The sequence below is a fragment of the Shimia gijangensis genome (assembly GCF_900142085.1).
GTDB classification, from domain to species: domain Bacteria; phylum Pseudomonadota; class Alphaproteobacteria; order Rhodobacterales; family Rhodobacteraceae; genus Shimia; species Shimia gijangensis.
The window spans coordinates 1-5,574 of sequence record NZ_FQZQ01000053.1 but is presented as its reverse complement, the minus strand read 5'-3'; the positions used below and the strand labels follow the sequence as shown (position 1 = coordinate 5,574).

General features: G+C 54.5%; 5 protein-coding genes and 1 pseudogene. 5 read left to right on the top strand and 1 reads right to left on the bottom strand.

The genetic code is table 11. The annotated features are described in order from the left end of the window. Together BUC32_RS21095 and BUC32_RS19855 are read left to right on the top strand one after the other, a co-directional pair. Positions 1–151, top strand: a pseudogene (locus BUC32_RS21095) (integrase); the annotation flags it as partial. A gap of 11 nt (positions 152–162) precedes the next feature. Continuing rightward, entirely contained in the window at positions 163–1,365 is a 1,203-nt protein-coding gene (locus BUC32_RS19855; protein WP_073257139.1) for an IS91 family transposase, read from the top strand. A 308-nt stretch (positions 1,366–1,673) separates the two neighbouring features. On the opposite strand, the gene BUC32_RS19850 is transcribed toward BUC32_RS19855, so the two are convergent. Beyond that, positions 1,674–2,444, bottom strand: coding sequence for an alpha/beta fold hydrolase (locus BUC32_RS19850; RefSeq protein WP_073257332.1), 771 nt, complete (start codon positions 2,442–2,444; stop codon positions 1,674–1,676). Between the two features lie 294 nt (positions 2,445–2,738). Between BUC32_RS19850 and BUC32_RS19845 the strand changes: the two genes are divergently transcribed. The 3 genes from BUC32_RS19845 (at position 2,739) to BUC32_RS19835 (ending at position 5,116) form a co-directional block, all read left to right on the top strand. Next, positions 2,739–3,617: a DMT family transporter gene (locus BUC32_RS19845; protein ID WP_083599440.1), complete on the top strand. Its 879-nt coding sequence runs from the start codon at positions 2,739–2,741 to the stop codon at positions 3,615–3,617. A 308-nt stretch (positions 3,618–3,925) separates the two neighbouring features. Further along, positions 3,926–4,231, top strand: a complete 306-nt coding sequence (locus BUC32_RS19840) for a YMGG-like glycine zipper-containing protein (protein WP_073257326.1) — start codon at positions 3,926–3,928, stop codon at positions 4,229–4,231. 333 nt (positions 4,232–4,564) lie between these two features. Beyond that, positions 4,565–5,116 carry a recombinase family protein gene (locus BUC32_RS19835; RefSeq protein WP_083599439.1) on the top strand — a complete coding sequence of 184 codons (552 nt, stop codon included), beginning with the start codon at positions 4,565–4,567 and terminating at the stop codon, positions 5,114–5,116. Positions 5,117–5,574: the final 458 nt, after the last annotated feature.

The window sequence follows — 5,574 nt, the reverse complement described above, 5'->3', positions numbered from 1 at the left end:
GGGTGGGACCGATATCCGGGTGATCCAGGTGCTGCTGGGGCATGCCAAGCTGGAAACGACGACGATCTACACGAAAGTGGCAACCAAGACGATCCAGGATGTGACCAGCCCGCTTGATCTGCTGGTGAGCCGGGAGGCTGGTCCCGGTTAAGGCGGGCGGCCTTGCCTCGGCCAAAACTGGAGGTCGCGGATATCTTCCGCACCCATGGCGCTACCTATCGCCGGGACCACGCCGGGCACCTGAACCTGCCGCAACTCAAGGTGATGTCTGCCATCGAGAATTGCCGGACCGCAGCGCTCGGCGGGCATGTATCGGCCTGCACCAAATGCGATCATCAGCACATTGCCTATAACTCATGTCGTAATCGACATTGTCCGAAGTGCCAGGGCGCGGCAGCGAAAGACTGGATGCAGGCGCGGATGGAGGATCTGCTGCCGGTCGAATACTTCCATGTGGTCTTCACGCTGCCAGCCCAGATCGCCGACATTGCCTACCAAAACAAGGCAGCCGTCTACGGTTTGCTGTTCAAAGCGTCGGCGCAAACGCTGCTGACTATCGCTGCCGATCCAAAGCTCCTTGGTGCCCGGATCGGCATGACATCGGTGCTGCACACATGGGGATCTGCGATGACCCACCACCCGCATGTGCATGTCATCGTGCCCGGAGGAGGCGTATCATCGGATGGCACGAGGTGGATCGCCTGCCGCCCGGGCTTCTTTTTACCCGTGAAGGTCCTGTCTCGGCTGTTCCGGCGCTTGTTCCTTGAAGGGTTGGTCCGATTGCACAAAGCAGGCGAGCTCAAGTTCTTCGCCGATCTGACAATGCTGGCCGATCCCGAAGTCTTCGCGGCCTACCTCGCTCCACTGCGCAAAACCGACTGGGTCGTTTATGCCAAGCCACCCTTCGGCGGGCCCGAGGCTGTGCTGGCATATCTGAGCCGCTATACCCACCGCGTAGCGATCTCCAATCACCGCCTCGTTAGTGCTGACGCCGAGACGGTATCATTCCGATGGAAGGACTATCGCATCAAGCGGGGGGACAGGATGAAGATCATGCGCCTGCCGACAGCAGAGTTCATCCGTCGCTTCCTGATCCACGTCCTGCCGTCGGGCTTCCACCGCATCCGCCACACGGGCTTCCTCGCGAACGGTATCCGCCGTGCCAGGATTGCAAAGATCAGACAGTTGTTGAATGCCGAGCCAGAACCCGCTCAAGCGCCGGATGAGGCAACCAGCGCCGAATGCGACGATCAACCCGCGCACCCGCCTTGCCCGAAATGCGGCGGGGCCATGATCGTTATCGAGATCTTCCTGCGCGGCCAAGCACCCAAATCCCGGGCACCACCATGGGAGGACGCCGCATGACCAGTCCAACCCGATCGGCCTCGCAACGAAAAGGCACCGGACCAGTCAGTGCGGCCATCTCTCCAAATCATACGTGGCATCAGCCCTGTAGCCTCATGGCGAGAGGCCAACCAATCAAGACGTGTCGGGAAAAGAAGCTGACAAACACCGTCGGTCGTCACGCAACCGTGCGCTCTCAACGTTCGACATCGCAGCCGTAACCCACAATCCACATAGACCCAAAACAGCCCGCGCTTTCCTCCTTGTCAGATTTGTCGCCGCTGCAACTCACGCTGACAGCAGCCACAAACCTTGAACTTTGCTGCCGTTCATCTACGCGCGTTGAGTGACTGCTTTTCGATGGAACTCAAAGCCAGTGCTATTTTGTCAGCGAGCATGTCGGGCTGATCGACACTCGCCCAATGGGTGGCATTTTCGAGAACGATCCGATCCATCCGGTTTTCACTAAGCCATTCGAGAGTGGTTTTTGGGCAGTTTTCGGGATTGTAGAGATAGATCACCTTTGCTGCATTTTGCAAAACCATTCCGGGCAAATGTTTGGCGGAGAAACCTCGCGCATCTGCTCCAAGCTGCCAGAGTGCGACCGGATCAGCTTCCGATACAGCCTGTCGATATCGTGTAATGATCGGTGCTGTCGTGGACATTTCGTCCAGCCGGTCGAGAAATGCTCTTCGAAATGTAGTGGGGTCATCATAGTCGGCTGCTGTCCCTGAAAAATAGGCGTCTTCAGCCGTTATATTCCCCTCCAAGGAAAGGATTGTCGTGATGGAGCAGCCGGGTTTCCCAGCCGCGAGCGATGCGATTATCGAGGCAACCGAATGAGCTAGAACGATTTCAGCCCCACATTCGTTTGCCCGATCCGCAACAATCTGGGCAAGAGCATTGAGGGTGGTTTTCCCTGACAACGGTGGCTCTCCAAATCCCGGAAGATTGAAGGGTAGCAATCGATAGTTTTTGGCGATGTCGGTTACAGCCAGACCTTCGAACATGCTTGCATTGTCGCCAAAGCCCCCAATGCAGAGAATTACGGGGCGTATGCCCACAGTCTGGTCAAGTCCTTCCCATGCTGTTTCAACCATCCGGTTCTCCTGCGTCCCATTTAACGAACTCTAGTGCTAGGCCGCAATATCATACAAGTTGGGTGCACGCTTTCGATTGGTTGTTAGTTGCTAAGTGATTACAAACTGGTGTCGAACCCGCGTCAGTTTCGAAAGCCTACCGTTTAGACCGTAGTCGTGTTTTTAACCCATTCCGCATGAAACGGGTCGTTTCCCACTGGGCGAATGGGGTACCAGAGTAAAGAATTTTGAATTTTGGACCTGCCAAACATGGACAAAACCCCCGCTCTGACACTGGATTTGAAATCCACTATCATGCTGTTGCTGCTCGCCACGGTGTGGGGAGGATCGTTTTTCTTCGGTGAGATTGCCCTGCGAGAGGTTCCCCCACTCACCATTACCCTGCATCGTGTAATATGGGCTGTGCCGTTTTTGGCGCTGATCGTGCTTTTCAAAGGCATTGCGTTCCCACGGTCCCTCCCGGTTTGGGGAGCCTATTTGGTGATGGGCGCACTCAATAACGCCATTCCCTTTTCGTTGATCTTCTGGGGCCAGACGCAGATTGAAAGCGGGCTAGCTTCCATTTTGAACGGAACGACGGCCATGTTCGCTGCCGTTGTCGCTGGCCTTCTGCTTCCTGATGAACCTTTAACGGCAAAGAAAATCATCGGCGCTGCCTTGGGAATTGCAGGAGTGGCGTTCATCATGGGGTCAAGCGCACTGACCGATTTTAATCCCAGCAATCTGGCCCAGATCGCCATCCTTGGAGCGACGCTTTCTTATGCGTTCGCGGGTGTCTGGGGTAAGACAGCTCTTGCTGGTCAGCCTCCGCTCATGAACGCACTTGGCATGTTGATCGGCAGCACGGTGTTGATGATACCAATTGTGCTCGTGTTCGATGGCCCGCCAAGCCTTTCTCTCTCTGCGGGCGTATGGGGCGCTCTTATCGGGATGGCTGTCTTGTCGACGGCGCTGGCATACTTCCTCTATTTTGCCATTCTGGTAAGAGCCGGAGCGGCCAATTTGTTGTTGGTCACCTTACTCATTCCACCGTTTGCAATCGGACTTGGAGTGCTGTTCCTAGGCGAGCAAATGGAACGAGAAGCTTGGATTGGGTTCGCCGTTATCGCACTGGGTTTCGCGGTAACTGATGGACGCCTGTTTTCGTTCTTATCTCGAAAGGCGTCAACTTAAGAGCGGTCGTTGGTGCAAACCGCAGCATTCGGAAGAATGGGCTCGAACTGGACATTAGCTGCCGATCGCACGGATGACCGCTTTGGGCCGGGAAGCTGCCACCATTAAAGATGAAGGCGCACGTGCATTCTTCACATGGGAATTCCGATATTGTTGTCAGAGAAGTCAAAGCCATAGCATTTACTTTCATAGTGTCTCAATCTCAAACATTTTCGTCTCAACCCCAAAATCACGCCGCTGCAGGTTCCCCTAAATTCAATGACAGAAGGCGGCCACTACGGGACGCCACGTCAGAAAAGGTTGGAACCATGACACACACACGCACAAACAAAGTTCTCGCAACATTCGTCGCAACCCTCACAGCATTGAGCCTGGTGGCTGTGCCCGCCAATGCCGGTAACCACGTCGCCAAGCAAGCCGCCAAAGGCGCAGTTGTTGGTGCGGTCGCCGCCGAAGCGACAGGTGGCGACGCAGCCCAAGGCGCGGCCACCGGGGCAGCTGTTGGTGCCGTAGTTGGCGCCGTTCAAAGAAACGACTTCGAGGACCACCACGGTTATCACAACAACAATGGCCACAAAAACGGCCATGCCAAAGGTCACCGCAAGCACCGCTAAGCCTGGGCAAACCTGCAACAACCGGATTGGTTAAACCCTTCCAACCGACACCAGGTTTCTCTGGTGCTCTGCTTCAAACCCGATGAGCTTTGCGCTTGTCGGGTTTGTTGCTTGTAAGGAGCGCCGCTCCTGACCTTCGACGTAAATGGTTCTACTGGTCGGAGTTTGCCATGCGCATCGCGCAAAAACAGACGATCTGATCCGTCACATCAGAGTACACCCTGCCGTGACTGCTCTGTGTTACGCAATATGAGTATCATCAGGGCCTCTTGAAGTTGGATGTTACGATAGTCATATAAGCTTTAGACCTAAATGTTACGTTGGAGTTTTGATTTGGCACTCATTGGCTATCGCAGAGTATCAACTTACGATCAGAAACTTGATCGCCAGGATTTGGGAGATATTGACCAACTCTTTGAAGAGAAAGAGAGCGGGTCGGATCGGACGCGTCCGGCACTGCGTGAAATGCTCACATACGTCAGAGCTGGCGATGAGGTTTTGGTTTGGTCAATCGATCGCCTCGCTCGTGACTTTCGAGATTTGCAGGACATCGTCACTCAGATCACCGACAAAGGGGCAGGGATCAAGTTCCTTTCCGAAGGCTTGGCCTTTAAATCTGGTGGAGACGATCCTTTCGCAAAACTTCAACTTCACATGATGGGGGCGTTCGCAGAGTTTGAACTTGCACTCATCCGTAAGCGCCAAGCTGATGGCATCGCCAAAGCCCAAAAAAGGGGGGTCTACAAAGGTGGAAAGCGCCGGATCGATAGGGAGAAAGTCGTAGCTCTGCGCACCGAAGGTCTTGGCCCAAGTGCTATTGCTGAGCAGATGGGAGTGAGCCGGATGTCCATTTACCGAATATTGAGTGAGCCAACCGCTGGCTAGATCAGTATCGGACTGTTTCCCGGCGGAAAAAAATGTGTGCGCCGAGGCCCCCCCTTTCGGGATATTGGGTAGGGCAGTGGAGGCAGGGCTTACTTGGGCTGCAAATTTTTTCCATCGATTTTTTGCAGATCAAAAACGAGAAAGGGACCCTCCTGCCTAGCCGATTGCATATCTGCCGGCGTTAGGTAATTCAAGCTCTCGCGGTAGCGCTGATGCCATGACGGGAGAGCCGAATTGGAGTGAAGTCCTAAACAGTGTTGTGCTTTCTGGAGTTTCCATTATCGCTTGGAGGCGCTAGCAAGTTTCAAGGGCTTCTGCGTAAATTCTTTAGGTGCTTCACTTGTATCTTGATGAAAACACTCGTGAGCTACTCCCCATTTGTTGGACAGGATCTGGCGTAGTTTAAGCTACTTTTCGCTCCTGCTGATCAGGGTTGGTTGTTTCAATTCCCTGCCAAT

What these genes read in the sequence shown, in the direction of transcription:
- BUC32_RS19850 (WP_073257332.1), bottom strand. Translation starts at nt 2,444, where the DNA reads ATGGTTGAAACAGCATGGGAAGGACTTGACCAGACTGTGGGCATACGC.
- BUC32_RS19845 (WP_083599440.1), top strand. Translation starts at nt 2,739, where the DNA reads ATGCTGTTGCTGCTCGCCACGGTGTGGGGAGGATCGTTTTTCTTCGGT.
- BUC32_RS19840 (WP_073257326.1), top strand. Translation starts at nt 3,926, where the DNA reads ATGACACACACACGCACAAACAAAGTTCTCGCAACATTCGTCGCAACC.